This is a genomic window from Microbacterium indicum DSM 19969 (assembly GCF_000422385.1).
Taxonomy (GTDB): Bacteria; Actinomycetota; Actinomycetes; order Actinomycetales; family Microbacteriaceae; genus Microbacterium; species Microbacterium indicum.
The window spans coordinates 67,756-93,505 of sequence record NZ_AULR01000002.1; the positions used below are offsets into that span (position 1 = coordinate 67,756).

The 25,750-nt window shown below is 72.8% G+C and carries 28 protein-coding genes and 1 tRNA gene; 15 read left to right on the forward strand and 14 right to left on the reverse strand.

Features of this window, described 5'->3' with window-relative positions:
* Positions 1-38 precede the first annotated feature (38 nt).
* Genes H576_RS0102885 through H576_RS14110 form a run of 4 tightly spaced genes read right to left on the reverse strand, consistent with a single transcriptional unit; the run spans position 39 to position 1,947 of the window.
* Positions 39-899, reverse strand: coding sequence for an SURF1 family cytochrome oxidase biogenesis protein (locus H576_RS0102885; RefSeq protein ID WP_029149678.1), 861 nt, complete (start codon positions 897-899; stop codon positions 39-41).
* Positions 896-1,141 carry a hypothetical protein gene (locus tag H576_RS0102890; RefSeq protein WP_425411262.1) on the reverse strand — a complete coding sequence of 82 codons (246 nt, stop codon included), beginning with the start codon at positions 1,139-1,141 and terminating at the stop codon, positions 896-898. The genes H576_RS0102885 and H576_RS0102890 overlap by 4 nt, the downstream gene beginning before the upstream one ends.
* Positions 1,138-1,497, reverse strand: coding sequence for a DUF3099 domain-containing protein (locus H576_RS0102895; protein ID WP_029149680.1), 360 nt, complete (start codon positions 1,495-1,497; stop codon positions 1,138-1,140). Before H576_RS0102895 ends, H576_RS0102890 begins: the two co-directional genes overlap by 4 nt.
* Positions 1,498-1,539: 42 nt before the next feature.
* On the reverse strand, positions 1,540-1,947 hold the full coding sequence (locus H576_RS14110; protein ID WP_051172086.1) for a DUF4190 domain-containing protein: 408 nt from the start codon (positions 1,945-1,947) through the stop codon (positions 1,540-1,542).
* 115 nt (positions 1,948-2,062) lie between these two features.
* Here H576_RS14110 and fabG point away from each other — a divergent pair, with 115 nt between their 5' ends.
* The gene (fabG, locus tag H576_RS0102905) at positions 2,063-2,785 is read left to right on the forward strand and encodes a 3-oxoacyl-ACP reductase FabG (RefSeq protein WP_029149681.1); all 723 of its coding nucleotides are present in this window, start codon (positions 2,063-2,065) and stop codon (positions 2,783-2,785) included.
* On the opposite strand, the gene serB is transcribed toward fabG, so the two are convergent.
* Positions 2,782-3,417 (reverse strand): phosphoserine phosphatase SerB, encoded by a 636-nt coding sequence (gene serB, locus H576_RS0102910; protein ID WP_029149682.1) that lies wholly within the window; start codon positions 3,415-3,417, stop codon positions 2,782-2,784. The two genes, fabG and serB, sit on opposite strands and share 4 nt — an antisense overlap.
* A 38-nt stretch (positions 3,418-3,455) precedes the next feature.
* On the opposite strand from serB, the gene H576_RS0102915 reads away from it, so the two are divergent.
* Positions 3,456-4,256: an ABC transporter ATP-binding protein gene (locus H576_RS0102915; RefSeq protein WP_029149683.1), complete on the forward strand. Its 801-nt coding sequence runs from the start codon at positions 3,456-3,458 to the stop codon at positions 4,254-4,256.
* A gap of 110 nt (positions 4,257-4,366) precedes the next feature.
* Positions 4,367-4,615, forward strand: a complete 249-nt coding sequence (locus H576_RS0102920) for a type B 50S ribosomal protein L31 (RefSeq protein WP_029149684.1) — start codon at positions 4,367-4,369, stop codon at positions 4,613-4,615.
* A 58-nt stretch (positions 4,616-4,673) separates the two neighbouring features.
* Here H576_RS0102920 and H576_RS0102925 read toward each other — a convergent pair whose 3' ends face one another.
* Positions 4,674-5,405 (reverse strand): 3'-5' exonuclease, encoded by a 732-nt coding sequence (locus tag H576_RS0102925; protein WP_051172173.1) that lies wholly within the window; start codon positions 5,403-5,405, stop codon positions 4,674-4,676.
* Between the two features lie 264 nt (positions 5,406-5,669).
* Here H576_RS0102925 and H576_RS0102930 point away from each other — a divergent pair, with 264 nt between their 5' ends.
* Positions 5,670-6,548: an alpha/beta fold hydrolase gene (locus tag H576_RS0102930; protein ID WP_029149686.1), complete on the forward strand. Its 879-nt coding sequence runs from the start codon at positions 5,670-5,672 to the stop codon at positions 6,546-6,548.
* 18 nt (positions 6,549-6,566) lie between these two features.
* On the opposite strand, the gene H576_RS0102935 is transcribed toward H576_RS0102930, so the two are convergent.
* The 6 genes from H576_RS0102935 to H576_RS0102960 form a co-directional block, all read right to left on the reverse strand.
* Entirely contained in the window at positions 6,567-7,544 is a 978-nt protein-coding gene (locus H576_RS0102935) for a WxL protein peptidoglycan domain-containing protein (RefSeq protein ID WP_029149687.1), read from the reverse strand.
* 59 nt (positions 7,545-7,603) lie between these two features.
* On the reverse strand, positions 7,604-9,556 hold the full coding sequence (locus H576_RS17060) for a glycerophosphodiester phosphodiesterase family protein (protein WP_245559100.1): 1,953 nt from the start codon (positions 9,554-9,556) through the stop codon (positions 7,604-7,606).
* Positions 9,557-9,708: 152 nt separating this feature from the next.
* Positions 9,709-10,488, reverse strand: coding sequence for a GntR family transcriptional regulator (locus H576_RS0102945; RefSeq protein ID WP_051172088.1), 780 nt, complete (start codon positions 10,486-10,488; stop codon positions 9,709-9,711).
* Positions 10,489-10,523: 35 nt separating this feature from the next.
* The gene (locus H576_RS0102950) at positions 10,524-11,003 is read right to left on the reverse strand and encodes an Lrp/AsnC family transcriptional regulator (protein ID WP_029149689.1); all 480 of its coding nucleotides are present in this window, start codon (positions 11,001-11,003) and stop codon (positions 10,524-10,526) included.
* An 88-nt stretch (positions 11,004-11,091) separates the two neighbouring features.
* Positions 11,092-11,658 carry a histidine phosphatase family protein gene (locus H576_RS0102955; protein WP_029149690.1) on the reverse strand — a complete coding sequence of 189 codons (567 nt, stop codon included), beginning with the start codon at positions 11,656-11,658 and terminating at the stop codon, positions 11,092-11,094.
* Positions 11,659-11,667: 9 nt separating this feature from the next.
* On the reverse strand, positions 11,668-12,510 hold the full coding sequence (locus H576_RS0102960) for a Sir2 family NAD-dependent protein deacetylase (RefSeq protein ID WP_029149691.1): 843 nt from the start codon (positions 12,508-12,510) through the stop codon (positions 11,668-11,670).
* 48 nt (positions 12,511-12,558) lie between these two features.
* Between H576_RS0102960 and H576_RS0102965 the strand changes: the two genes are divergently transcribed.
* Positions 12,559-13,386 carry a TrmH family RNA methyltransferase gene (locus H576_RS0102965; protein WP_029149692.1) on the forward strand — a complete coding sequence of 276 codons (828 nt, stop codon included), beginning with the start codon at positions 12,559-12,561 and terminating at the stop codon, positions 13,384-13,386.
* Between the two features lie 7 nt (positions 13,387-13,393).
* On the opposite strand, the gene H576_RS0102970 is transcribed toward H576_RS0102965, so the two are convergent.
* Positions 13,394-14,191, reverse strand: coding sequence for an SGNH/GDSL hydrolase family protein (locus H576_RS0102970; RefSeq protein ID WP_036319051.1), 798 nt, complete (start codon positions 14,189-14,191; stop codon positions 13,394-13,396).
* 41 nt (positions 14,192-14,232) lie between these two features.
* Here H576_RS0102970 and H576_RS0102975 point away from each other — a divergent pair, with 41 nt between their 5' ends.
* From H576_RS0102975 to H576_RS0103000, 6 genes are all read left to right on the forward strand, one after another.
* Positions 14,233-15,993, forward strand: a complete 1,761-nt coding sequence (locus H576_RS0102975; protein ID WP_029149694.1) for a DEAD/DEAH box helicase — start codon at positions 14,233-14,235, stop codon at positions 15,991-15,993.
* Between the two features lie 128 nt (positions 15,994-16,121).
* Positions 16,122-17,213, forward strand: a complete 1,092-nt coding sequence (locus H576_RS0102980; protein WP_029149695.1) for a VIT1/CCC1 transporter family protein — start codon at positions 16,122-16,124, stop codon at positions 17,211-17,213.
* A gap of 99 nt (positions 17,214-17,312) precedes the next feature.
* A tRNA-Leu gene (locus H576_RS0102985) sits at positions 17,313-17,398 on the forward strand.
* A gap of 154 nt (positions 17,399-17,552) precedes the next feature.
* Positions 17,553-17,924: a DUF5684 domain-containing protein gene (locus tag H576_RS0102990; RefSeq protein ID WP_051172090.1), complete on the forward strand. Its 372-nt coding sequence runs from the start codon at positions 17,553-17,555 to the stop codon at positions 17,922-17,924.
* Positions 17,925-17,969: 45 nt separating this feature from the next.
* Complete coding sequence (locus H576_RS0102995; protein ID WP_029149697.1) at positions 17,970-19,265, forward strand: M20/M25/M40 family metallo-hydrolase; 1,296 nt, start codon at positions 17,970-17,972, stop codon at positions 19,263-19,265.
* A gap of 15 nt (positions 19,266-19,280) precedes the next feature.
* Positions 19,281-20,123 carry an undecaprenyl-diphosphate phosphatase gene (locus H576_RS0103000; protein ID WP_029149698.1) on the forward strand — a complete coding sequence of 281 codons (843 nt, stop codon included), beginning with the start codon at positions 19,281-19,283 and terminating at the stop codon, positions 20,121-20,123.
* A 1-nt stretch (position 20,124) separates the two neighbouring features.
* On the opposite strand, the gene H576_RS0103005 is transcribed toward H576_RS0103000, so the two are convergent.
* Positions 20,125-20,976, reverse strand: coding sequence for a PAC2 family protein (locus tag H576_RS0103005; protein ID WP_036319055.1), 852 nt, complete (start codon positions 20,974-20,976; stop codon positions 20,125-20,127).
* 65 nt (positions 20,977-21,041) lie between these two features.
* Between H576_RS0103005 and H576_RS0103010 the strand changes: the two genes are divergently transcribed.
* The 4 genes from H576_RS0103010 to H576_RS16260 are packed head-to-tail and all read left to right on the forward strand — an operon-like array spanning position 21,042 to position 25,734.
* The gene (locus H576_RS0103010; RefSeq protein WP_084502400.1) at positions 21,042-21,734 is read left to right on the forward strand and encodes an HAD family hydrolase; all 693 of its coding nucleotides are present in this window, start codon (positions 21,042-21,044) and stop codon (positions 21,732-21,734) included.
* Positions 21,731-22,729: a tRNA (adenine-N1)-methyltransferase gene (locus tag H576_RS0103015; RefSeq protein WP_029149701.1), complete on the forward strand. Its 999-nt coding sequence runs from the start codon at positions 21,731-21,733 to the stop codon at positions 22,727-22,729. Before H576_RS0103010 ends, H576_RS0103015 begins: the two co-directional genes overlap by 4 nt.
* 13 nt (positions 22,730-22,742) lie before the next feature.
* Positions 22,743-23,741, forward strand: coding sequence for an FKBP-type peptidyl-prolyl cis-trans isomerase (locus tag H576_RS0103020; protein WP_029149702.1), 999 nt, complete (start codon positions 22,743-22,745; stop codon positions 23,739-23,741).
* A 28-nt stretch (positions 23,742-23,769) separates the two neighbouring features.
* Positions 23,770-25,734, forward strand: coding sequence for a helix-turn-helix transcriptional regulator (locus tag H576_RS16260; RefSeq protein ID WP_084502402.1), 1,965 nt, complete (start codon positions 23,770-23,772; stop codon positions 25,732-25,734).
* Positions 25,735-25,750: the final 16 nt, after the last annotated feature.

The following is a 25,750-nucleotide window of genomic DNA, read 5'->3' on the forward strand; positions in this document are numbered from 1 at the left end:
CCATTCATCGAATGGGGAAAACACGGAGAAAAGGAGACTTAGGCGTCGAGGAGGGCGTCTTCGATGTCCTCGTCGGAGGGTCGGGGGGCGCGGCGCTTCGGGCGCGGCGGGGGGAGCGGGTCGTCGTCATCGTCGTCGTCGGGATCGGGCTCCGGGGCGCGGGCCGCGACGATCTCGGTGCGGATCATGTAGCCGATGAACCCGAAGCCCATGACGGCGAAGAGGATCCACTGCACGGCGTACGAGAGGAACGGCCCCGGATCCTGCTCGGGCCGATCGATCTGGTTCGGCGCCGCCGCCGGCGCCGGGTCCTCCGACGCCATGAGCGCGTAGGCGTCGTCGACGACCTCGCCCGCGACGCCGTCGTCGGCGAGGTCCGACGCGATGCCCGGCAGCCAGATCGTCGCGACCTGGCCCTCGGGGGCGCCCCGGCCGTTGCGCGGCTCGGCCTCGCTCGGGCGCAGACGCGCGACGACCGTCACCTCGCCCTCCGGCGGATCGGGGACCTCGGACGCCTCGACGCCCGAGACGGGCTCGACCCATCCGCGGTCGACCACGATGACGCGCCCGTCGTCGAGCCGGAACGGCACGAGCGCCTCATACGCGCTCGTGTTGCCGCGCGGCCTGTTGCGCGCGAGGACCTGCTTGTCGGCGAGGTACTCACCCGTCAGGACGACCTGGCGCCACTCGTCGCCCGGATCGAAGTCGGATCCCTCGGGGAGCAGCTCGTCCACGGCGACGGGCGTCGCGTCGTAGTTGTCCGCGATGAGCGCGTTCGCGGCCTCCCGGCCCGCGTTGCGGCTGAACTGCCAGTGCGACAGGAAGCCGCACGCGACCGCGAACAGGATCGCGATCGCGACGTACATCGCCCACCGTCCGGCGCGGGGCCAGGCCTTCATGCGGCCGCCTCCGGGAGCTCGACGCCCGATCCGTCGACGACGCCGGCCGCCACGACGACGGGGAATCCGCGCGAGGCGAGGAAGCCCTCGAGGTACGAGACGTGATCGGGGCACGCGAGCCACACCTTGCGCCGGTCGGGCGTGTGGATCCGGGGGTTCCGCCAGACGACGCTCGCCGTCGCGGTCTCGCGGCAGCCCGCGCGGGCGCACTGCGCGGCGTCGGGCTCGAAGCCGAACATCATGTCGCGGCCTCGCCCGGCCGCGGCGACTCCTCGAGGCGGATGACTCGGTCGTCGCCGGTCGCGGGCGCCGCGCCCGAGGCCGTCGGGGCGATCTGGATCTCGGGCCGCTCGGCCCGCGAGACGCGCCCCGCCATCGACTGGTTCGCGATCACCACGGCGAAGTAGGGCAGGAAGACGCCGCCGACGGCGAGGATCGCGGTGTGCCACCCGAACGGCTGCCACGCGAACATCGCGACGACGCAGGCCGTGCGGATCGCCATCGAGATGAGGTACTGCCGCATGCGCGACGTCTCGTCGTCCTGCGGCGACTTCTCGAGCGACGTGGCGGTGTGCGCCGGGTTCCTGCGGTTCTTCACGGTGCCGCTCAGTCTACGCGGCGCGACCCGAAGGGTCGCGGGTCAGGCCATGCCGCCCGACGTCGTCGAGAGGACGGCGGCGAGGCCGCCGAAGAGCGCCACCGCGATCAGGATGAGCAGCAGCGTGAAGCCGATGCTGATGTAGCCGAGCACGAGCCCGGTGACGGCCATGCCCTTGCCGCTCTGGCCGGAGCGCTTGATCTGCGAGAGCGCGATGTGTCCGAAGACGACGGCGAGGATCGCGGAGATCCCGCCCGCCGTGACGAGGATCGTCCCGACGATCGGGATCCAGAACAGCACGAGCGCGGCGAAGGGGACGATCCCGAGGATGAGCGCCGTGAGCGCCATGGGGTTCGCGGGGCCCGTCGGCGGAAGCGGCGTGTATCCGGTCGGCGGCTGGTACTGCGGCGCGGGCGGGTAGTACTGCGACTGATACTGCTGATCGGACATGGCGGATCCTTCCCCGGGATGGCGACATACCCACCCTATGGGCGGCGCGCACCGCCGCACCAGGGGCGCTTCGTTAGCCTGGGACGCGACGTCCCTCGATCCTCTGGAGCATCACATGAGCGCACCCGCCCCGTCCGACCGCGTCGCCCTCGTCACAGGAGGCAACCGCGGCATCGGCTACGCGATCGCCGAGCGCCTCGTCGCCGACGGCTACCGCGTCGCGGTCACGGCGCGCAGCGGCCAGGGCCCGGAGGGATCCCTCACGGTCACGGCCGACGTCAACGACGGCGCCTCGCTCGACGCGGCCCTGAAGCAGATCGAGGCCGAGCTCGGCCCCGTCACGACGGTCGTCGCGAACGCCGGCATCACGAAGGACACCCTGCTGATGCGCATGAGCGACGACGACTTCGACGCCGTCGTCGGCACGAACCTCGGCGGCGCGTTCCGCGTCGTCAAGCGCGCGATCACGAGCATGATCCGCGCCCGCCGCGGTCGCGTGATCCTCATCTCGAGCGTCTCGGGCCTCTTCGGGGTCGCGGGCCAGGCGAACTACTCGTCGTCGAAGGCGGGCCTCGTGGGCTTCGCCCGCTCGATCACGCGCGAGCTCGGCGGCCGCGGCATCACGGCGAACGTCGTGGCCCCCGGCTTCATCGAGAGCGACATGACCGCCGAGCTCGGCGACGACCTGCAGGCCCAGTACAAGAAGCAGGTCCCGGCCGGCCGCTACGGCACGCCGGCGGAGGTCGCGGGCGTCGTCTCGTGGCTCGCGTCCGACGACGCCTCGTACATCTCGGGCGCCGTGATCCCGGTCGACGGCGGCCTCGGGATGGGCCACTAGGGCAGGAGCGGGATCACCTGCGCGAGGTCGACGGTGCCGACGACGAGCGGCGCCTCGGCGCGCACGCGCGGCTTCGCGTTGAACGCGAGCCCGAGCCCCGCGGCCGCGATCATCCTCAGGTCGTTCGCGCCGTCGCCGATCGCGATCGTGCGGTGCGGTGCGACGCCGTGCTCGGCGGCCCACGCCGCGAGCTGATCGGCCTTCGCCTGCGCGTCGACGATCGCGCCCGCGACCTCGCCCGTCACGGATCCGTCGGCGACCGCGAGGCGGTTCGCCCGCCACACGTCGACGCCGAGGGCCGGCGCGAGCTCGTCGAGGATCTCGTGGAACCCGCCGGAGACGACGCCGACGATTCCGCCTCGCGCGTGAACGGCCGCGGTCAGGTCGCGCACGCCGGGCGTCGGCTCGATCCGCGCGAGCACCCGCTCGAACGCGGCGACGGGAACGCCGGCGAGGGCCGAGACGCGCGAGCGGAGGCTCGTCGCGAAGTCGGTCTCGCCGCGCATCGCCGCCTCGGTCGCGGCGGCCACCTCGGCCCCGCGCCCCGCCTCGTCGGCGATGAGCTCGATCACTTCGTTGCGGATCAGGGTGGAGTCGGCGTCGAGGACGACGAGAAAACGCGCGGTCACGATGACCGAGCGTAGCGGGCGCCCTCACTAGGCTGGGACCCATGAGCACCGCAGTCCTCGAGATGAACGACGTCGTCGTGCGTCGCACCGGCCGCCACATCGTCGACGGGGTCTCGTGGACCGTGCGCGAGGGCGAGCGGTGGGTCGTGCTCGGCGCCAACGGCGCGGGCAAGACGACGCTGCTCCAGCTCGCCGACACCCTTCTCTTCCCGACGACCGGAACGGTCGACGTCCTGGGGGAGCGGCTCGGCCGCACCAACGTCTTCGAGGTCCGCACGATGATCGGCCTCGCCTCCTCGGCGATGGCGAGGCGGATCCCCGCCGACGAGACGGTGCTCGACGTCGTCCTGACCGCCGCGTACGCGGTCACGGGGCGCTGGCGCGAGGAGTACGAGGGCGTCGACGAGGACCGCGCCCGCGAGGTGCTCGTCGACTGGCAGCTCGACCACCTCGCGGATCGCCTCTTCGGCACGCTCAGCGACGGCGAGCAGAAGCGCGTGCAGATCGCCCGCGCCGTCATGACCGACCCCGAGCTGCTGCTGCTCGACGAGCCGACCGCGAGCCTCGACCTCGGCGCCCGCGAGGTGCTCCTCCAGCTCCTGACCGACTACTCGCGCGAGCCGAACACCCCCGCGATCGTCATGGTCACGCACCACGTCGAGGAGATCCCCGTCGGCTTCACGCACGTGCTTCTGCTGCGCGACGGCCAGGCGGTCGCGCAGGGCCCGCTCCGCGAGACGCTGACGCGCGAGAACCTGCAGGCGACCTTCGGCCTCCCGATCGCGATCGCCGAGATCGGCGGGCGCTGGGTCGCACGCGCCGAGGCTCCCACCGCGTCCTGAGGTCCGGGGATCCCGTCTGGTAGAATCGTTCGCTGGCGCTCGAGGTGCGCCTGCACGGGCGCGGGCCCGTGCGCTTCCCTCCTCATCCCGATTTTCCTGCAAGGACAGCCATGAAGACTGAGATCCACCCCACGTACCAGCCGGTCGTCTTCCGCGACCTCGGCTCGGGCGAGACCTTCCTCACCCGTTCGACCGCGACGAGCGACAAGACGATCGAGCTCGATGGCGTCGAGTACCCCGTCATCGACGTCGAGATCTCGTCGGCGTCGCACCCGTTCTACACGGGCAAGCAGCGCATCATGGACTCGGCCGGCCGCGTCGAGAAGTTCAACCAGCGCTTCAAGGGCTTCGGCAAGTAAGCCCGAGCCGATACGACGAAGCCCCCGCCTCGGCGGGGGCTTCGTCGCGTCCGGGCCGCTACCGGATCGGCCAGGTGCCCGAGACGCTCTCGTGCGGCTGCATGCGCCCGACCTTGTGGAAGTACTCGGTGAGGCTCGCGGCCTGCTCGGCCGCCCACCCGACCTGCTGGTCGTGGAGCTCGGCCGCCGACCCCGGGAGATCGGCCTCGTAGCGGTCGGCCTGCGCGAGGGCGACGCGGCCCGCCGCGATGGCGTCGGCCGAGGCCTCATGCGCGTCGTCGAGGGCGACGCCGTAGTGCGCCGCGACGATGTCGAGCGTGCGCTTCCCGCGACGGTACCGGTCGTGCTGCTTGTCGATGACGAGCGGGTCGACGACGGGGGACGGATCGGCGATCGGGTCGAGGCCGTGGCGGATCGCCTCGTTCTTCAGCACCGAGAAGTCGAAGGGCGCGTTGTAGGCGACGACGGGGATCCCCGCCGCGAAGATCTCGCGCAGCCGGGCGACGATCTCGCCCACGACCTCGACGGCGGGGCGGCCCTCGGCGCGCGCCCGCTCGGTCGTGAAGCCGTGCACGGCCGCGGCGCCCGCGGGGATCTCGACCCCGGGGTCGGCGATCCAGGACGCCTCATCGGAGACGTTCCCCTGGGCGTCGAGGACGCCCACGTAGGCCGTCACGATGCGCACCGTCGAGGTGTCGACGCCCGTCGTCTCGAGGTCGAAGACCGCGATGCGGGGGAAGAGACGGCCGGGCGTCGGGGCGAACGCCATCGTGACGTCGTCGAAGGTCATGAGGGAGTCCTCGTCGTGGGGGGTCGTGTCGATGAAGAGCGTGCCGTCGATGTCGACGAGGGCCGGCTGCGCGTGGCCGCGGCCGTCGGCGGATCGGCGCGGAGCGCGGACGCGCGGCTCGCGGGGCACCCACGTGCAGTGCTCGCCCGGGTCGATGTCGCTGAGCCCGAAGAGCGGCGGCGGATCGGGCCACGTCGTCTTCATAGTCCCGACGCTAGGCGTCGCGCGGCGGAACGCGGGGCGCCACGCCCGTAGAATCGCGGGGTGCCCGTGCCCTCTCCCTACGCCGAACTGCTCAGCCGGATCCCCGCGCGGCGCCGCGCGGTCCGGGCCGGGGGCACCGAGACCGCGTACTGGGTCTACGGACCCGACGACGCCGAGACGACGATCCTCGCGGTGCACGGGTTCCGCGGCGACCACCACGGCCTCGAGCCGATCGTCGCCCAGCTGCGCGACGTGCGCTGGATCATGCCCGACCTGCCGGGGTTCGGCGAGACGGATCCGGCGCCGGGGAGCGCGCTCGACCTCGACGCATACGTCGACTGGCTTCGCGACTTCGCGGGACGGGTCGCGCCCGGCGCCGTGGTCCTCGGCCACTCGTTCGGCTCGATCGTGTCGGCTGAGGCGGTCGCCCGCGGGCTCGACACCCCGCGCCTCATCCTCGTGAACCCCATCGGGGCCCCCGCGCTCGAGGGACCGCGCGGCGTCATGACGCGCCTCGCGGTCTTCTACTACCGCGCGGGCGCGTGGCTTCCGGAGCGTCTCGGATCCTGGCTGCTGCGCTCGCGGGTCATCGTGCGCGTCGCGAGCATCGCGATGGCGAAGACGCGCGACGCGGGGCTGCGCCGCTGGATCCACGACCAGCACCGCCGCTACTTCTCGGGCTTCTTCTCGCGCGACTCGTTGCGCGACGGCTTCGTGACGAGCGTCTCGCACGACGTGCGCGCCTCTGCCCCGCGGATCGCGCGGCCGACGCTCCTCATCGCCGCCGTCCAGGACGACATCACGCCGATCGCCGCCGAGCGCGAGCTCGTCGGCATGTTCCCCGACGCGCGCCTCGTCGAGATCGACGGCGTCGGACACCTGATCCACTACGAGAAGCCCGCCGAGGCGGCCGCCGCGATCCGCGCCTTCCTCGCATAGCGCGGATCGCGGGCCCCGCTAACGCGCGGAGCGGCGGCGCCGGCGGACGATCAGGGCGATCACGACCGCCGCGACGACGAGGACGGCTGCGAGGATCACCCACCAGCCCGGGGCGATCGCGACGGCCTCGAGGTCGACCTGCTGCTGCGCGATCGTCGGGACGTCGCCCGTCGCGGTCGTGAGCACCTGCGGGGCGACCGAGACCGTCGCCGAGAAGAACGGCGACCAGGCGGCGAGGCCGTCGAGGCGCGCGTCGACGTCGACCGACGCGCCCGGCAGGAGCTCGGCGAGGTCGGCGAGGCCCGAGGACCCGTCGGGGGACGAGAAGAGCTGTCGGCCCTGCGCCTCGAGGAGCTGCGGCGCCGTGAGCCGCGTGTTCCCCGTGTTCGACGCCGAGTACGACGCGGCGGCGGTCGCGGCCTCCCAGGGCCAGAAGCCCGTCGCGACGTCGAGGGATCCGTCGGCGAGCGCGAGCCCGGCCGTGAGCTCGCCCGAGACGGTGACGGTGACGCGGGTCGCGTAGCGCATGTCGACCGCGACGGTCTCGCCGTCGCGCGGCAGGACCGTCAGGAGGGCGGCGGCGTGCTCGCCGGGGACCGCGTCGTCCGGCACCTCGACCGTGAAGGGGATCCGCGCGAGCTCGCCTGGGGCGACCTCGATCGCGTCGACGCCTGGTCGGATCCACGTGCCGGCGTCGGCGGATCCCGCCTCCTCGGTCGCGATGTCGAGCTGGCCCGCGGCGTCGGTCACGGCGTCGGCGCCCGAGACCTCGAGGACGAGCGCGTCGGATCCCGAGTTGCGCACGAGCGCCGCGTCGCTGAGCGTCTGGCCCGGGTCTGCGGCGAGCTGGAAGTTCGCGCGCTCCGCCCCGACGTTCGTGATCACGGGGGTGACGCTCCAGGCGATCGACCCGTCGCCCGCCGCGAGCGCGGGGGTCGAGCCTGCGGCGAGGGCGGCGGTGAGGGCGAGGGCTGCGGCGATGCGGGCGATGCGCATGAGGATCCTTCGGGGAAGAGAGGGAGGGGAGGGGCCGGGCGGCCCCTCCCCAGGGGGTGCTACTGGATGGCGGTGACGGAGAGGGTCGACGTGTAGTCGCCCGCCTCCTGGCCGAGGGGGAGGCGCAGCGAGAGGCCGGCGCCGACGACGGCCGTGCCGGCGCCCTTGTACTCGTCGCTCGCGGCCGAGGCGAGGACCGAGGCCTCGGCGAGGCCGCCCGATCCCGCGACGGCCGGCTCGCCGGCGGCGGCCCCTGCGCCCTCGGCGCGGACCTCGGGGGTCCAGCCGAGCGCGCTCGCGTCGAACTCGTCGTCGCCCGCCCGGAACGGCGACGCCTGGCCCGTGAGGGTCCACGTGCCGGCGGGGTTCGCGCGGGTGTCGGTGATCTCGATGTCGTTCAGCACGCCGGACGCGACGTAGCTGTCGCCGAGCGCCGTCGCGGTGCCGAGTGAGACGACGTCCTGCGAGCGGAGGCGCCAGGTGAACTCGCCGCTCGGCTGGACCGCGTCGGGGATCGTCACGGCGATGGGCTGCTCGCCGGGCTCGGGCTGCTCGGGCTCCTCGGGGGCGCCGCCGCCCTGGTTGTAGCGCAGGTTCCAGCCGACGAGCTGGTCGGGACGGTTCGTGATGATGCCGTCGACGCCCATGGCCGTGAGCTGCTGCCACTCGCCCGCGGTGTCCTTCGTCCACGTGAACACGCCGAGGCCCGCGGCGTGGGCGGCCGCGACGGTCTCGGCCGTCGGGCCCGACGGGTTGACGGCGTCGGCGCCGAGCTCGACGGTGCGGTCGATCGTCGCCTGGTCGAGTCCGCCGACGAGCCACCCGAGGGTGAGGTCGGGGGCGACCTGCGCGAGGTTCGCGACGGTCGTCTGGCTGAAGCTCTGCGCGAAGACCTTCTGCGCGACCCCGTGCTCCTCGATCATGTCGAGCGTCACCTGCGCCTCGTCGGTCGTCCAGTCGCCCTTGTACTCGAGCAGCAGGTCGGCCCCGCCGTTCTCGACGTAGGTGAGCACCTCCTCGAGCGAGGGGATCTGCGTCCCCGCGTAGGCCGGCGAGAACCACGAGCCGGCGTCGAGCGAGCGGATCTCGTCGTAGGTCAGGTCGCGCACGCGCCCGGTGCCGTCGGTCGTGCGGTCGACGGTGTCGTCGTGGATCACGACGGGCACGCCGTCGCTCGTCATGTCGATGTCGATCTCGAAGTAGTCGGATCCGGCGCGCGTCGCGGCGACGAACGCCGGCATCGTGTTCTCCGGCGCCATCGACGAGTTCCCGCGGTGGGCGGCGACGATGCCCGTCTCGCCCGGGTTCTTGAGCGCGATCGGGGGGAGCGGGTCGATCTCGCGCACCTCGACGTTGTCGTACCGCACCGTCGAGCTGTTCGCGATGAGGCCCTGGACGCCGTCTGCGGTGCGGGCGAGCTGGCGCGTCGACATGATCTCCTGGCCGTCGACGTACCAGGTGCCCTGGTTGCCGTGCACCTCGACGCGGAGGTGCGCCGTGTTCCCGATCCCGACGGGGTCGGCGGTCGAGCCCGTGTCGGTGACGTTCCAGGTGCTCTGCGCCGTGCGCTGGGCGAACTCGACGCCGTTCGCGGCGTTCGATCCGTTGCGCAGCGCGGCATGCTGCCACGGGACCGATCCGTCGGCGCGGGCGTCGAGCACGAGCGCGAGCCAGCGCGCGCTGTCGGAAGCCTTCTCGAAGGTGACGTCGACGTCGAAGGAGAAGTTCTCGGCGGAGCGGCCGAAGAGGATCTTGGCGTCCTCGGATCCGCTCGTGCCGACGAGCGCGCCGTCCTCGACGGACCAGGATCCGCCGGCGACGGTCCAGCCGTCGGGGATCTCGCCCGAGTCGAACGACTCGGAGACGAGGACGTCGCCCGCCTCGTCCGCGGCGGCGGGGGCGTCGCCCGTCTGGGCGAGGGCGGGAGGTGCTGCGAGGCAGCCGGCGAGGATCGCCGCGGCGGCGATTCCTGCCGCGCCGAGCCGCACCATGCGCGGGGAGCGCTGGGACATGGGGGTGTCCTTCCATGGGGGTGGAGGCCGCGCGGAATGCGCGGCTCGTCCATCCCAGGAAGCGCGGGCGACGGCGGGGTGCACGGGCGGGATCCCCGGCCCGGCCCGGGGGAGAAGGATCCGTGACGCCGCGTGACGGTTGCGGCGAACCGTCAGCGGGATTCCGCCGAGCTCGCGAACCGCAGGGTCGTCGCGGTCGCGACGTAGCGGTCGTCGCTGTACTCGAACGGCCGGCCGTCGCGGGTGCGCGCGGCCCGCTGCACCCGCAGGAGGGGTGCTGACCGGGCGATGCCGAGCAGGCGCGCGTCCTCGGCGTCGGGGAGCATCGCCGAGACCCGCAGCTCTCCGTGGGCGAGCTGGTGCGGCCCGTGCCGCCTCTCGACGACCTCCATGATGGAGCGGGCGTCGTCCGGGAGGCGCGCGATCGTGGGGATGAGCCACTCGGGGAAGGTCGTGCGCTTGACCATGACGGGGTCGCCGTCGAGCGAGCGCAGGCGCACGATCCGCAGCACGGGCGACTTCTCGCCGACGCCCAGCTCGCGCGCCTCGACCGCCGTCGCGCGGCCCTCGTTGCTCGACACCGTGCGGCCGCCGGGGGTGTGGCCGATCGCCTGCGCCCACTGCCCGAAGGAGCGCAGCCGCGAGATGTCCTGGTCGAGCGGGCGGGGGTGCGCGGCCCAGCGCGTGCCCTGGTGCGAGACCACGCCCGCGGTCTGCTCGAGGTGCTCGAGCGCGCGGCGGACGGTGCCGCGTGCGACCCCGAAGCGTGCCGCGAGCGCCGACTCGCTCGGGAGGGCGCCGTCGGCGAAGCGCCCCGCCGCGATGTCGGCCTCGATGTCGGCGGCGACGGCCGTGTGCTTGTGGGTCCTGCGGGCGATGCGGTGCCGGGGCGCGACGGTGCGCGGTGCCGGTGCGGGGGAGGTTCCGGACATGCCGCCCATCCTGTGGGCGGCGTATGAACCGGCGGTTACCGGCGGCTCTCGCGGCGGGCGAGCTCCATGAGCCCCGATACCCGGTAGGGGATCGCGTCGCTCATCACGAGCTGCGTCTCGGTGCGCTCGACGCCGGGAACTGCGAGGATCCGCGCGTCGACGTCGAAGAGGTGGCGCGCGTCGCGGCAGGCGACGAGCGCGATGAGGTCGATCTGCCCCGAGACGCCGTGCACCTCGACGACCTCGGGGATGCGGCGGAGGTCCTCGGTGATCGCGGGGAGCGACAGCTGGGTCGCGCCGATCGAGATGAACGCCTGCAGCGGGAACCCGAGGGCGGCCGGCGAGATCGACCGCTCGTACGACTGGAAGACGCCCGACTTCTCGAGGCGGGCCATGCGGGCCTGCACGGTGTTGCGCGAGAGGTGCAGCTGCTCGGCGAGGGCCACGACGGTCGCGCGGGGGTCGCGCGAGAGGGCGGCGATCAGCTCGAGGTCGACGTGATCCAGGGAGGGCATGATGTCGACGTTATCAGCGTCGGCCGCGTGCTCATGATCGTTGTGCACGGTCGTTATCGGATCGAGTGCGCGATCCGCAACGCCCGGCTCAGATCGGGACGCCGATGTAGGAGAGCACGCGCATGCCGTCGGGCGTGACGTCGAGGATCTGCTGGCTCGCGTTGCCGATCCGCTCGCCGCGCAGCGGGTACTGCTCGTCCGAGACGGCCCGCAGCAGCGAGCTGATCACGGCGCCGTGCGCGACGGCGATGACGGGGCGCTCGCCCGCGCGCTCGGCGATCTCGTGGAGCGCCCGTGCCGAGCGGGCGACGACATCCTCGCGCGGCTCGATGCCGGGCACGGCGCCGCCGGGCCAGAGCGCGGTCCACTCGCCGACCGCCATGCCCTCGGCGTCTCCGTAGCCGCGCTCGCGCAGGTCGGGGACGAGCTCGGGCGCGCCGAGCCCGAGGGCGGATCCGATGATCTCGGCGGTCTCGCGGGCGCGCGAGAGCGGGCTCGCGACGAGCAGCTCGTATTCGCCGCCCCGGAGAGCGGCCGCGGCGCCCGCGGCCTGGGCGCGGCCCGTGTCGTTGAGGGGGATGTCGCTCGATCCCTGCACCTTGCCGAGCCTGTTCCACTCGGTCTCACCATGACGGACGAGGGCGATGACGGTCACGGGTCGACCCTATCGGGCCTGCGGCAGCGCCTCGGCGAAGCGCGCCAGGGCCTCGCTCGTGCCGCCGTCGACCTTCACGGTCGCGCGGCCGTCGCCCTTCGTCGTTCCGCGGTTGACGACGACGATCGGCAGGCGCCGCCGGCGCGCCCGCTCGACGAGCCGGATCCCGCTGTTGACGACGAGCGACGATCCCGCGACGAGCAGCGCGTCGGCCGCGTTCACGAGCTGCTCGGCGGCGCGGAACCGCTCGGCGGGGATGAACTCTCCGAAGAACACGACGTCGGGCTTGAGCCGGCCGCCGCACACCGTGCAGTCGGGGATCGCGAACGGCAGGTCGGCGCCGGGGTCGACGTCGCCGTCGGGGCCCAGCGGCACGCTGTCGGGCACCGAGATCCACGGGTTGTCGCGCTCGATGCGCTCGCCGATGTCGCGCCTGTCGAAGACCTGGCCGCAGTCGAGGCAGTACACGCGCCGCATGGTGCCGTGCAGCTCGACGACCCGCGTCGACCCCGCGCGCAGGTGCAGGCCGTCGACGTTCTGCGTCACGATCCCGTTCACGATCCCGTCGCGCTCGAGCGAGGCGAGCGCCGCGTGGCCTGCGTTCGGGACGGGCGCGGTGAACGCCTTCCACCCGAGATGGGATCCGATCCAGTACCGCCGGCGCGCCGCGTCGCTCGAGGAGTAGTCGTGCCACGTCATGGGGGTGCGCGGCGGGGCGCCCTCGCCGCGGTAGTCGGGGATCCCCGAGTCGGTCGAGACCCCGGCCCCCGTGAGGACGGCGAGCCGTCGCCCCGACAGCGCGTCGATCGCGCGATCCACCTGCTCGGCGAAGAGGCTCTCGGTGGTCGTCACGTCTCCGATCCTAGGGGCGCGCACGGGCGGGTCGGCGAAGATGGGCACATGCAGATCGTGCGCATCGACGACGCCGCAGACGAGCGGCTCTCCGACTACCGGGGGCTCACCGACGTGGCCCTCCGGCGCCTCCTCGAGACCGAGAACGGGCTCTACATGGCCGAGTCGGCCAAGGTGCTCGGGCGGGCGCTCGCCGCGGGGCACCGGCCGCGCTCGGTCCTGACGGCCGAGAAGTGGCTCGGCGACGTCGAGGCGCTCGTCGGCGCGCTCGACGTGCCGGTCTACGTCGTCCCCGACGGCGTCGCCGAGGGGGTCACGGGCTTCCAGGTGCACCGCGGGATGCTCGCGGCGATGCACCGGCCCGCCCTGCCGCCCGTCGCCGAGGTGCTGCGCGGGGCGCGGACGGTCCTCGTGCTCGAGGACGTCGTCGACCACACGAACGTCGGAGCGGCGTTCCGCGGCGCGGCGGGGCTCGGGGCCGAGGCCGTGCTCGTGACGCCCCGCTGCGCCGACCCGCTCTACCGGCGCAGCGTCCGCGTGTCGATGGGGACCGTGTTCCAGGTGCCGTGGACGCGCCTGCCCGAGTGGCGCTCGCGCGACGGCGAGGGCGCGCGCGACATGCTGCACGCCGCGGGCTTCCACATCGCCGCGATGGCGCTCGCCGACGACGCCGTCCCGCTCGACCGCTTCGCGGCGGAGCGGCCCGAGCGCGTGGCGTTCGCGATGGGATCCGAGGGGCCCGGCCTCACGGCCTGGGCGCTCGAGGCCGCCGACACGAAGGTGGTCATCCCGATGGCGGGCGGCGTCGACTCGCTCAACGTGTCGGCGGCCGCGTCGGTCGCGCTCTGGGCGCTCCAGCACCCGCCCCGGATCTGAGAGCGCGTCAGGCGACGGGGCCGGCCTCGGGGCGCTTCGCCGAGCGGCCGTCGCCCGAGGACTGGTGGCGCAGGCGCCGCAGCACCCAGGGCACGAAGTACTCGCGCGCCCACACGAGGTCGTTGCCGCGGGCCGCGCGCCACGTGCGCGCGGGCACGGGATCCGGCTGCATCGGCTGCAGGTCGTTCGCGACGTTGAGCGTGCGGAGCACCATGCGGGCGACCTCGTGGTGCCCGAGCGGGTTCAGGTGGAGACGGTCGGTCGCCCAGAACCGCGCGTCCTGGATCTCGAGCAGCGCCCACAGGTCGGCCACGATCGCGTCGTGCTTCTCGGCGACGGCGCGCACGTTCTCGTTGTAGATCGCGATCCGCCCGCGCATGGGGCGGAAGACCGGGTTCCACGCGACGTCGAAGCCCGTGAACACGACGACCGCCGCGCCCGTCGTCGACAGCTTCGCGACGCACTCGTCGAGGATCGTCGCGATCTCGTCGGGGTCGCTTCCCGGGCGGAGGACGTCGTTGCCGCCGGCGCACAGCGTGATGAGGTCGGGCTGCAGTGCAAGCGCCGCGTCGAGCTGGTCGTCGCGGATCTGGCGGATGAGCTTCCCCCGCACGGCGAGGTTCGCGTACGAGAAGTCGTCCTCGCGCTGGGCGAGGACCTCGGCGGTGCGGTCGGCCCAGCCCCGGAAGCCGCCGGGAACCGAGGGCTCGGGGTCGCCGATCCCCTCGGTGAACGAGTCGCCCACGGCGACGTAGCGGTGCCAGGGATGCGCGCCCTCGTTGGGCACGAAAGGTGAACGGGGCATAAGGGAAACCTATCGGAGAGCGGGCTTATCCTGGATCCCCCATGGTTCTGAGCCCGTCATTCCCCCTGCGCGCGCCACGCGGAACGGCGGACAACCTGCGCGCCTGGCAGCGCGAGGCGCTCGACCTGTTCTTCGAGGCCGACAGGCGCGACTTCCTCGTCGCCGCGACCCCCGGCGCCGGGAAGACGACCTTCGCCCTCACGGTCGCGCGCGAGCTGCGCCAGCGCGGCGAGATCGACCGCATCGTCGTCGTGTGCCCGACCGAGCACCTCAAGACGCAGTGGGCCGACGCGGCGGCGCGGGTGGGGATCCGCCTCGACCCCGACTTCTCGAACGGATCGCCGTACCTCTCGCGCCAGTACCATGGCGCCGTCGTCACGTACGCGCAGGTCGCCGTGAAGGCGACGGTGCACCGCGACCTGACGAAGGGCGCGCGCACCCTCGTGGTCCTCGACGAGGTGCACCACGGCGGCGACGCGCTGAGCTGGGGAGACGCGATCCGCGACGCGTACGGCCCCGCGAAGCGCCGGCTGCTGCTCAGCGGGACCCCCTTCCGCAGCGACGACGCGCCGATCCCGTTCGTCGAGTACGCGCCCGACGCGCAGGGCCTGCGCACCTCGATCACCGACTACAGCTACGGGTACGGGCGTGCCCTCGCCGACGGCGTCGTCCGTCCCGTCCTCTTCCACGTCTACTCCGGGCACATGAAGTGGCGCACCCGCATGGGCGACGAGCTCGAAGCGCACCTCGGGCAGGACAACACGAAGGACATCACGAGCCAGGCGTGGCGCACGGCGCTCGACCCTGCCGGCGAGTGGATGCCGGCCGTCCTGCGCAGCGCCGACCAGCGGCTCACGGAGATCCGCCACCACGTCCCCGACGCGGGCGGCCTCGTGATCGCGAGCGACCAGGCGAACGCGCGCGCCTACGCCGAGATCCTCCGTGGCCTCACCGGGCAGCCGCCCACGATCGTGCTGAGCGACGAGGCCGAGGCGTCGAGCCGCATCGAGCAGTTCGCCGCGAACTCGTCGCGCTGGATGGTCGCCGTGCGCATGGTGTCGGAGGGCGTCGACGTCCCGCGCCTCGCCGTCGGGGTCTACGCCACGAGCTCGTCGACCCCGCTCTTCTTCGCGCAGGCGATCGGGCGCTTTGTGCGCGCTCGCCGCAGGGGAGAGGCCGCGAGCGTCTTCCTGCCCCAGGTGCCGGCGCTCATGGAGCTCGCGCACGAGATGGAGAAGCAGCGCGATCACGTCCTCGATCGCGGCGAGAAGGACTCCGACGGTCTCGACGACTCGCTGCTCGACTCGGCGCAGCGCGAGGAGAAGGCGAGCGACGAGCTCGCGGGCGACGAGGAGGAGTTCGCATTCCAGTCGCTCGAGTCGACGGCGCACTTCGACTCGGTCGTCTTCGACGGACAGCAGTTCGGGCAGCTCGCCGTGCCGGGAACCGAGGAGGAGCTCGAGTTCATCGGCCTGCCGGGGCTCCTCGAGCCCGAGCACGTGCACGACCTCCTCATGCAGCGCCAGGCCCGCCAGTCGCGCCATCGGCAGGTGCGCGAGACGCGCGAGCAGCAGACGGGGCGGGCCGAGACCGACCTCCCCGCGCCGCTGCACCGCACGCTCAAGGAGCAGCGGCAGCTGCTCAACAGCCTGGTCGGCGTCTACGCGCGCCAGACCGGCCAACCGCACGGGCAGATCCACGCGTGGCTCCGCAGCACCTGCGGGGGTCCCGCCGTCGCGCAGGCGACCGTCACGCAGCTGCAGTCGCGCATCGACACCCTCCGCAAGCGCGTCCGCAGCTGATCCGCCGCTTTGGCGGCCCGAAATGCTTCGAAAGCCGCGGATCCGCGCGGTTCCGGGGCGCCTCCGGCCCTAACCTCGTTGAGGCCCCGCGGCACGCCGCGCGGGGCGAATCGATCCCGGAGCACCCCATGAACGCCGCTATCGACCTCGATCCCTCGTCCGCGTCGCCCGCCCAGCGGCGCCGGTGGGCACAGTACCTCGCCGACGAACGCGCCGAGGCCGCCGTCTACCGCCGCCTCGCGCGTCGCCGCGAGGGCGAGGAGCGCGAGATCCTGCTCGAGCTCGAGCAAGCCGAGAAGCGCCACGAGCAGCACTGGCTCGACCTCCTCGGCGAGGAGCCCGAACGGGTGCCGCGGGCGAGCTTCACGACCCGCCTCACGGCGTTCTTCGCGGCGCGCTTCGGGTCGGTCTTCACGCTCGCGCTCGCGCAGCGAGCCGAGGCCCGCTCGCCGTACGACGACGACCCGCACGCGACCCCGGCGATGCGCGCCGACGAGAAGATCCACCACGAGGTCGTGCGTGGGCTCGCCGCCCGCAGCCGCCGCAGCTTCTCGGGAACCTTCCGAGCCGCGATCTTCGGCGCGAACGACGGCCTCGTGTCGAACCTCGCGCTCGTCCTCGGCATCGGCGCGACGGGCGCCGCGCCGCAGTTCGTGCTGTTCAGCGGCATCGCGGGGCTCCTCGCCGGCGCGCTCTCGATGGCCGCGGGGGAGTACGTGTCGATCCGTTCGCAGCGCGAGCTCCTCGACTCGACGAAGGAGAGCGGCTTCGCCGACTCGGGGCTGCCCGACCTCGACATCGACGCGAATGAGCTCGCCCTCGTCTACCGCACGCGCGGCATGTCCGAGGAGGACGCCGAGCGCAAGGCGCGCGCGACGATCGAGGCGGCCCACGCGGGGCGCATGCCGAGCCGGGCGAAGCACGACGACGCGTACGAGGAGATCGGCGGCGCCTGGCGCGCCGCGGGGTCGAGCTTCGCGTTCTTCGGCACGGGAGCGCTGCTTCCCGTCCTGCCGTGGATCTTCGGGATGTCGGGCATCGGCGCGATCCTCGTGGCGCTCGTGATCGTCGGGCTCGCGCTCATGCTCACGGGATCCGCCGTCGGGATCCTGTCGGGCTCGTCGCCCCTCCCGCGCGCGCTCCGGCAGCTGTGCATCGGCCTCGGCGCCGCCGGCGTGACCTACGTCCTGGGCCTGCTCTTCGGGGTCGGCGCGGTCTGACACGCCCGGAGGGCGGCGCGGTTCGTGCGCCTCCACCGCGCGTGGTAATGTTGTTCTTCGTTGCCGCGAGAGAGAATCTCGCAGCAACGACACCCAGATGCGCGGGTGGCGGAATAGGTAGACGCGCTAGCTTGAGGTGCTAGTGCCCGTATTAGGGCGTGGGGGTTCAAGTCCCCCCTCGCGCACAGAAACGAAGGCCCCGGAGAGATCCGGGGCCTTCGTCGTACCCGGGGGCGGGGAGCCGCGCGTGCGCTCCGCCGCGCCGCGCCCCGGCCTCCCATACGATGAGGTGCAGATCCCCGGATCCGCCCCCATCAGCCACACGACCAGGAGAGCAGCATGTACTCGATCACCGACTCGGCAGGTCTCGGCGCGCTCTGGGGCGCAGGCGGCGTCTTCGGCGTCATCTGGTACGTCGTCGTCGCGATCGCGCTCTGGCGCGTCTTCGCGAAGGCGGGGATCCCCGGATTCCTCGCCGTCATCCCCATCGTCAACGTGTTCTTCCTCACGAAGGTCGCGGGCCTGTCGATGTGGTGGACGCTCCTGTACATCGTCCCCGTCGTCAACATCGTCTTCTCGATCGTCGTCGCCGTGCGGGTCGGCGGCCGCTTCGGCAAGGGCGGCGCCTTCTCGTTCTTCCTGCTCTGGCTGCTCCAGGTCATTGGCTACCTGATCCTCGGCTTCGGCGGGGCGCGCTACTCCGACCGCTGAGCTCCGCGAAGGACGCTCCGATCGCGCCCGGGTAGCGTGGAGCGCATGCCTGACGCCCAGCTGCCCGAGGTCGTGCGGATCGCGCGCGATCTGATCCGCTTCGACACCTCGAACTACGGCGGGGGCGACGCGAAGGGCGAGCGCGAGGCCGCACAGTACGTCGGCGCGTTCCTCGAGTCGCTCGGGCTCGAGCCCGAGTACTACGAACCGGTCGACCGCCGCACGAGCGTCATGGCGCGCGTGGCGGGCCGCGACCGCGACAAGCCGGCCCTCGTGCTGCACGGCCACCTCGACGTCGTGCCGGCCGTCGCCGCCGACTGGTCGGTCGACCCGTTCGCGGGCGAGATCCGCGACGGCATGCTCTGGGGTCGCGGCGCCGTCGACATGAAGAACATGGACGCCATGATCCTCACGGCCGTCGCCGACCTGCTGCGCGCGGGGGAGAAGCCCGCGCGCGACCTCGTGCTCGTGTTCTTCTCCGACGAGGAGAACGGCGGGATCGAGGGGTCGATGCGCGTCGTCGAGGACCGCCCCGAGTGGTTCGCGGGGGCGACCGAGGCGATCAGCGAGGTCGGCGGGTACTCGATCCCCGTCGGCGACGACTCGGCCTACCTCCTGCAGGTCGGCGAGAAGGCCCTCCTGTGGATCACTCTCACGGCCCGCGGCCGCGCGGGGCACGGGTCGCGCGTGCACCCCGACAACGCGATCACGACCCTCGCCCGCGCGATCGAGGCGATCGGGACGAAGAGCTGGCCCGTCGAGCTCACCGACACGACGCGACAGCTGATCGCGGGCATGAGCGAGATCTGCGGCGTCGACCCGGCCGACCCCGACGCCGTCGCGCGGCAGGCGGGCCCCGCCGAGGCCTTCCTCGCCTCGACCTGGCGCACGACCGCGAACCCCACCGGGCTCACGGCCGGCTACAAGCACAACGTCATCCCCGACGCGGCGACCGCCACGGTCGACGTGCGCGTCCTGCCGGGTCAGGAGGACCGCGTCCTCGCCGAGCTGCAGGAGCTCGTCGGACCCGACATCGAGATCGGCATGTTCCACCGCGACATCGGCCTCGAGACGACGTTCGACGGCGAGCTCGTCGAGGCGATGATCGCCGCGCTCGGCGCGCACGATCCCGGCGTCCCGGTCCTGCCGTACCTCCTCGGTGCGGGGACCGACAACAAGGCGCTCGCCGAGCTCGGGATCCGCGGATTCGGATTCGCTCCGCTGAAGCTCCCCCGTGAACTCGATTTCACCGGCATGTTCCATGGCGTGGACGAGCGCGTTCCGATGGATGCTCTGGTGTTCGGACAGAACGTCCTGACAGACCTCATCCGCTCCTACTGACGCCAGAGGGCACGCATGCACATCATCGAGGCGATCATCCTCGGCCTTGTCCAGGGCCTCACCGAGTTCCTCCCGGTCTCGTCGAGCGCGCACATCCGCATCGTCGGCGAGTTCCTGCCCTCGCAGGCCGACCCGGGCGCGACGTTCACCGCGATCACGCAGATCGGCACCGAGCTCGCGGTCGTCGTCTACTTCCTGCCGAAGATCGGGCGCATCATCTCGCGGTGGGCGCAGTCGCTCGCCGGGCGCGTGCCGCGAAACGACCCCGACGCGCGCATGGGCTGGATCGTGATCCTCGGATCGATCCCCATCGGCGTGCTCGGCTTCGTGCTCCAGGACGTCATCCGCAACACCTTCCGCAACCTGTGGCTCGTCGCCGTCGTGCTCATCGTCTTCGGCATCCTGCTCGGCGTCGTCGACCGCGTCGCGTCGCGCCGCAAGGAGATGGACGAGGTCAGCTACCCCCAGGGCCTCACGATCGGCATCGCCCAGGCGCTCGCCCTCATCCCGGGCGTCTCGCGCTCGGGCGCCACGACGACGGCCGCGCGCTGGCTCGGCTTCAGCCGCACGGCCGCGTCCGAGTTCGCGTTCCTGCTCGCGGTCCCCGCTGTCTTCGGATCGGGCCTGTTTGAGCTGCGCGACGGCCTGCAGACGGGCGATCCCGGCCCCTACGGGTGGGCGGGCGTCATCGTCGCGACGATCATCGCGGGCGTCGTGGGCTGGCTCGTCATCGCCTACCTGATGCGGTATCTCAAGACGGGCAGCTTCCTGCCGTTCGTCGTCTACCGCATCGTGCTCGGAGTCGCCGTCATGATCCTGCTCGCAGCGGGCGTCCTCACGCCCTACGGCGGGGCGTGATCTAGCGGCGCGGCCCCTTGCCGTTGCCGTCGCCGCGCAGGTAGCGCTCGAACGCCTGCGCGATGGCGTCGCCCGAGGCCTCGGGCGAGTCCCACGCGTCGCGGGTCTCCTCGAGCTGGTGGATGTACTCCGTCATCTCCTCGTCGTCGGCGGCGGCCGCGTCGACCGTCGCCTCCCACGTGGCGGCCTCGGTCGGGAGCGACCCCATCGAGATCTCCCGCCCCGAGACCTCGCCGAGCTTCTCGAGGAGCGCGAGCGTCGCCTTGGGGGAGGGCGTCGCCCCCGCGACGTAGTGCGGAACGCTCGCCCACAGCGAGAGCGTCGGGATCCCGGCGCTCTCGGCGGCGTCGGTGAGGACACCGAGGATCCCCGTCGGGCCGTCGTAGCGCGAGCGGTCGATCTCGAGCTGGTTGCGCAGCAGCTCGTTGTCGCTCGACGCGTGCACCGAGATGGGGCGGGTGTGCGGGACGTCGCTCATCATCGCGCCGATCGTCACGAACCCCGTGACGTCCTCGGCGAGCATCGCGTCGATGATCTCACCCGTGAAGCCCTTCCACGCGCGGGCCGGCTCGGCGCCGCGCAGCGTCCAGAAGCCGTCGGGCCCGATCGGGCGGTGCAGCGCCGCCTCGGGCCAGTCGATGACGCGGCTGCCGTCCGCGGCCGTCCGGACGAACGGGCGCGTGTACTGGTAGTCGAAATAGGCCTCGGGATCGACGGACGCGATCTCGACCGAGGGGTACTCGTCGCGCAGGGCCTGCACCGCCTGCGAGGCGGCCTCTCCTGCGTCGTTCCAGCCGTCGAATGCGGCGACGGCGATCCTCGGTCCGAGTGCCTGCTGCGTGCGTGAGCTCACCGGGCTCCCTCCTGCTCTCGCGTTCCCCCAGGGTAGACCCGCTTCCGGGCCCCTAGGCTTGTCCGGTGACTGCTTCGACCGACCTCGCGTATCCGAAGGCCGTGCTCTGGGATATGGACGGCACCCTCGTCGACTCCGAGCCCTATTGGATGGCGGCCGAGACCCCGCTCGTGGAGAGCTTCGGCGGCTCCTGGACCCACGAGGACGCGCTGCAGCTCGTCGGCAGCTCGCTCGAGGGCTCCGCCGAGATCCTCCAGCGCGCGGGCGTCCGGATGGGCGCGAACGAGATCGTCGAGCACCTCACCGACGGCGTGCTGCGCCAGATGGCCGAGAAGGGCGTTCCCTTCCGCCCCGGCGCCGAGCAGCTGCTGCGCGACCTGCGCGCCGCCGGCGTCCGGACGGCGATCGTGACGATGTCGCGCCGCCGCATGGCGCGCCGGATCGCCGACCTGTTCGGCTTCGACGCGTTCGACGCGGTCCTCGGCGGCGACGACGTCGCGCGCCCCAAGCCGTTCCCGGATCCGTACCTCGCGGGCGCCGAGGCGCTCGGCGTCGACATCCGCGACTGCGTCGCGATCGAGGACTCCCCGACGGGCCTGACCTCGGCGGTCGCCTCGGGCGCCGCGGCGATCGGCGTGCCGCACTTCGTGCCGCTCGAGGTGCCGGGCGCCGCCGCGATCTGGGACACGCTCGAGGGCCGCACCGCCGCCGACGTCGCGGGCGTGTGGCGCGCGAGCGCGGCGGAGGGCCGCGCGTGACCGGCGCGCCCCGCGGGCCGTTCCGCTACGGCGACCGCGTGCAGCTGACGGGTCCCAAGGGCAAGCTCCACACGATGACGATCCGCGAGGGCGGGGAGTGGCACACGCACCAGGGCGTCCTGCGCCACGAGGTGCTAGTCGGCCGGCCCGACGGATCCGTCGTGCAGAACGACATGGGTCACGAGTACCTCGCGCTGCGCCCTCTTCTGCGGGACTTCGTCATGTCGATGCCGCGCGGCGCGGCGATCGTCTACCCCAAGGACGCGGGCCAGATCGTCGTCCAGGCCGACGTGTTCCCCGGCGCGGTCGTCGTCGAGGCGGGCGTCGGGTCCGGGGCGCTCTCGCTCTCGCTCCTCCGCGCCGTGGGCGAGACGGGGCGGCTCCTCTCGTTCGAGCGCCGCATGGAGTTCGCCGAGGTCGCCCGCGCGAACGTCGAGACGTTCTTCGGCGAGGAGCCCGCGTGGTGGGAGATCCACGAGGGAGATCTCGCCGAGGCGCTGCCTCGCGACGTCGAGAACGGCACGGTCGACCGGGTCGTGCTCGACATGCTCGCGCCGTGGGAGGTGCTCCCCGCCGTCTCCGACGCGCTCACGCCCGGCGGCGTCGTGCTCTGCTATGTCGCGACCGCGACCCAGCTGAGCCGCGTCGCCGAGTTCCTCCGCGACTACGGCAGCTTCACGGAGCCGGAGGCGAGCGAGACGATGGTGCGCGGCTGGAACGTCGACGGCCTCTCGGTGCGCCCCGACCACCGCATGGTCGGCCACACGGGGTTCCTCATCACGGCGCGCCGCCTCGCCGACGGATCGGTCCCGCCGGAGGTCAAGCGCCGCGCCTCGAAGCGCAGCTACACCGATGAGGACCAGGAGGTCTGGACGCCGGGGGCCGTCGGGGATCGGGAGATCACCGACAAGAACCTGCGCAAGCGGATCCGCGACGCCGAGAAGGCGGCGGAGGGCGTGCGCCGGGCCGTGAACGGATCCACTGAAGAAGCCTGATTAGACTGCGGGGGTGCGCAAGACCCTCGCTGCTGCTTCGATCCTCGGCCTCGCGGCCATCGCCCTCGTCGGCTGCTCGTCGCAGCCGGAGACCCCGGAGGCCTGCGGCCGCGTCGCCGACACCGACGCGAGCCTCATGGGCGACATCGCCGTCGACGGCGACGCGGGCTCGACCCTGACGGTCGACGCCCCCGAGCCCTTCGTCTCGAAGTCGGCGGAGCACCTCGACCTCACGACGGGTGACGGCCCCGTGATCACCTCGACGTCGCAGGCGATCGTCGCAGACGTCACGCTCGTCGACGGCGAGACGGGCGCGCAGCTCACGGCGGCGGCTCCGGCCGGCGACCTCACGCAGGTGCTGCCGATCCAGACCTTCCTCACCGCGATGCCCGGCCTCGAGGACGCGCTCATGTGCGCGTCGGAGGGATCGCGCGTCGTCGCGGCGCTCGGCGCCGGCGGCATCGAGGATTCGTACGGCCAGCAGCTGACCTCGGCGTCGCAGCAGAACGCGATGATCGACCAGGTGCAGGGCACCGACACGTGGCCCGGCGGCTTCGACACGGTCGACGGTTCGCGCACCCTCGTCGTCGTCGACATCGAGCGCGTCCTGCCCGCCTCGGCCGACGGCTCGCCCGTCTACAACTCGGGCCACGGCATGCCGAGCGTCGTCCGCACGCCCGAGGGCGTGCCCGGCGTCATCGTGCCCGACGGCGACGCCCCGACCGAGCAGAAGACGCAGACGCTCCTCGCGGGCGACGGTGCGGAGGTCGCCGACCGCGACGTCGTGACGATCCAGTACCTCTCGGTCAACTGGAACACGAAGGCGCAGACCACCTCGACGTGGGAGAGCGGATCGCCCGCGACCACGACGCTCGACCAGCTGCCGGCGGGATTCGCCGACGCGATCACGGGCGCGACGGTCGGATCGCAGATCCTCACGGTCGTCCCCGGCGACGACGGCAACGCGACCGTCTCGGTGATCGACGTCCTCGGCTCCGTCGCTGCGTCCTGACCCGCCCTCCCGCCGATAGGATCGGCGGGTGGCGCGGATCCCGGCCGAAGAGCGGCTTCTCAATCTGACGGTCGCCCTTCTGGGCACCGACGTGGGGCTGAGCCGCGCGCAGATCTTCCAGAGCGTCTCGGGCTACGCCGAGCACGCGGGGACCGAGGCGCGCGAGCGCATGTTCGAGCGCGACAAGGAGACCCTCGTCGGCCTCGGCACGCGGATCGAGGTGATCGGCGATCCCGAGAATCCGCAGAACCAGCGCGACGCGCGGTACCGGATCCCGCGCGACGACAACGCCCTGCCCGTCGACCTCGAGTTCACACCAGCCGAGCTCGCGCTCCTGAGCCTCGCGGCCGACGCCTGGGGCGAGGCGACGATGTCGCGCGAGGCGCGCGCGGGGGTGCGCAAGATCCGCGCCCTCGGCCTCGACGTCGACGAGCCCGTCCTCGGGTTCACGCCGCGGCTCACGGCCCGCGAGCCGGCGTTCGCGCCCCTCGAGGCCGCGATCGACCGCGCCGCCGTCGTGCGCTTCGACTACCTGCGGCCCGGATCGGCGAACGTCCGGGCCCGCACCGTGCGCCCCCTCGCCCTCGTGCAGTTCGAGGGGCGCTGGCACCTGCACGCACACGACACGCACTTCGACGAGGCGCGCACCTTCCTCCTCGTCCGCATCGTCTCGCCCGTCGTCGAGACGGGGGAGCGCTTCGACCCGGCTCTGCGCGTGGGCGCCGGCGAGCGCGCGATCGCGGGGCTCCGCGACGTCGCGTCCCGGAACCGCGCGCTCATCGAGGCGACGCCGGGATCCGAGGCCGCCCTGCGGCTCGCGCGACGGGCCGTGCCGGGGGCCGAGGGCCGCGGCACGGCTGTCGCGTATATCGACCAGCACGTCCTCGCCGACGAGATCGCGTCGTACGGCCCCGACGCGCGCGTCGTGGAGCCCGAGAGCCTGCGCGAGCTCGTCGTCCTGCGCCTCGCCGAGGCGGAGCGCGTGCACACGGGGGCTCCCGACCCGGCGCCGGCCGACGCGCCCGAGCCGCGCCGTCGCCGGCGATCGCCCGTCGCGGCGGCCGAGCGCGTGCGAACCTATCTGACGCTCGTGCCGTGGCTCCTCGAACGCGGCGAGGCGACCGTCGCGGAGGCCGCGGCCGAGTTCGAGGTCGCGCCGTCCGACATGCGCCGCATGGTCGAGACGCTCACGCTCGTGGGCGCGCCCGACCTCGACGCCTACACGGGCGACATGTTCGACATCGACTGGGACGCGCTCGACGCCGACGGCGTGATCCGGCTCACGCGCTCGGTGGGGATCGAGCGCGTGCAGCGCTTCACGTCGCGGGAGGCCGCGGCCCTCGCGGCGGGTCTCCAGCTCATCGCCGCCGCTCCGGGCGTCGCCGACGACTCGCTCGTCCGCGGCCTGCGCGACAAGCTCGCCCGCGGGAGCGGATCCGAGCCCGCGGAGGTCGTCGTCGCCGACGGTCCCGCCGACCCGACGCGCTCCGCCCTCGCGCGGGCGGTCCGCGACGGCCGCGCGGTGCGCTTCTCGTACACGCGCCCCGGCGGCGAGGCGACGGCGCGCACCGTGGATCCGTGGGGCCTGCTGTTCGCGGGAGGCGAGTGGTACCTCCAGGGGTGGTGCCACCTGCGCCGCGCACCCCGCACGTTCCTCATCGAGCGTATGAGCGCCCTATCCGTCACCGATGAGGTCGTCCAGCATTCCGGACGCGCGGCCGCGGGCCTCTTCGCGACGGGAACGGGCGACGTGACGGTCGAGCTGCGGTTCCCCGCCGTCATGCTCCCCGTCATCGCCGGGTACCTCGAACACGCCGAGATCCGCGAGATCCCGGGCTTCGTGCTCGCGCGGATCGCGGTAGGAGACGTCGGCGTCGTCAAGTCGCTCGCCGCTCGCGGCGGCGGCCGCGTCGAGGTGCTCGGCCCTCCCGCGGCGCGAGACGCGGCGCGGGCGTGGGCGCGTGCCGGTCGCGATCTGTATCCCCAGGGTTAGACTGAGCCGGACCTTC